1 rRNA gene is annotated in these 1,305 nt (G+C 55.1%); it reads left to right on the top strand.

Annotated features, from left to right (window positions below):
• Positions 1-1,305 (top strand): 23S ribosomal RNA (locus tag BUB45_RS19285); the annotation flags it as partial.

Genomic DNA, 1,305 nt, shown 5'->3' with positions numbered 1-1,305 from the left:
GGATTTCACACTGCCAAGAAAAGCCTCTAGTGAGTTCATAGGTGCCCGTACCGCAAACCGACACAGGTAGGCGAGGAGAGAATCCTAAGGTGAGCGGGAGAACTCTCGTTAAGGAACTCGGCAAAATGACCCCGTAACTTCGGGAGAAGGGGTGCTCCTTTAAGGAGGAGCCGCAGTGAATAGGCCCAAGCGACTGTTTAGCAAAAACACAGGTCTCTGCGAAGCCGAAAGGCGAAGTATAGGGGCTGACACCTGCCCGGTGCTGGAAGGTTAAGGGGAAGCGTTAGCACTTCGGTGCGAAGCGTAGAACCGAAGCCCCAGTAAACGGCGGCCGTAACTATAACGGTCCTAAGGTAGCGAAATTCCTTGTCGGGTAAGTTCCGACCCGCACGAAAGGTGCAACGACTTGGGCACTGTCTCAACGAGAGACCCGGTGAAATTATACTATGCGTGAAGATGCGCATTACCCGCGACAGGACGGAAAGACCCCGTGGAGCTTTACTGTAGCCTGATATTGAATGTTGGTACAGCTTGTACAGGATAGGTGGGAGCCATCGAAGCGTGAGCGCTAGCTTACGTGGAGGCAACCGTGGGATACCACCCTGGCTGTACGAACCTTCTAACCCAGGGCCGTAATCCGGTCCGGAGACAGTGTCAGGCGGGCAGTTTGACTGGGGCGGTCGCCTCCCAAAAGGTAACGGAGGCGCCCAAAGGTTCCCTCAGAATGGTTGGAAATCATTCGCAGAGTGTAAAGGCAGAAGGGAGCTTGACTGCGAGACCTACAAGTCGAGCAGGGACGAAAGTCGGGCTTAGTGATCCGGTGGTTCCGCATGGAAGGGCCATCGCTCAACGGATAAAAGCTACCCCGGGGATAACAGGCTTATCTCCCCCAAGAGTTCACATCGACGGGGAGGTTTGGCACCTCGATGTCGGCTCATCGCATCCTGGGGCTGTAGTCGGTCCCAAGGGTTGGGCTGTTCGCCCATTAAAGCGGTACGCGAGCTGGGTTCAGAACGTCGTGAGACAGTTCGGTCCCTATCCGTCGTGGGCGCAGGAGGTTTGAGAGGAGCTGTCCTTAGTACGAGAGGACCGGGATGGACACACCGCTGGTGTACCAGTTGTTCCGCCAGGAGCATAGCTGGGTAGCTACGTGTGGCAGGGATAAGTGCTGAAAGCATCTAAGCATGAAGCCCCCCTCAAGATGAGACTTCCCATCACTATAAGTGAGTAAGATCCCTCAGAGATGATGAGGTTGATAGGTTCGAGGTGGAAGCGTGGTGACACGTGGAGCTGACGAATACTAAT

This window comes from Virgibacillus chiguensis (assembly GCF_900129865.1).
Taxonomy (GTDB): Bacteria; Bacillota; Bacilli; order Bacillales; family Amphibacillaceae; genus Virgibacillus; species Virgibacillus chiguensis.
Note: the sequence above shows the minus strand (reverse complement) of the source record. Positions and strands in the feature narration are given on the sequence as shown.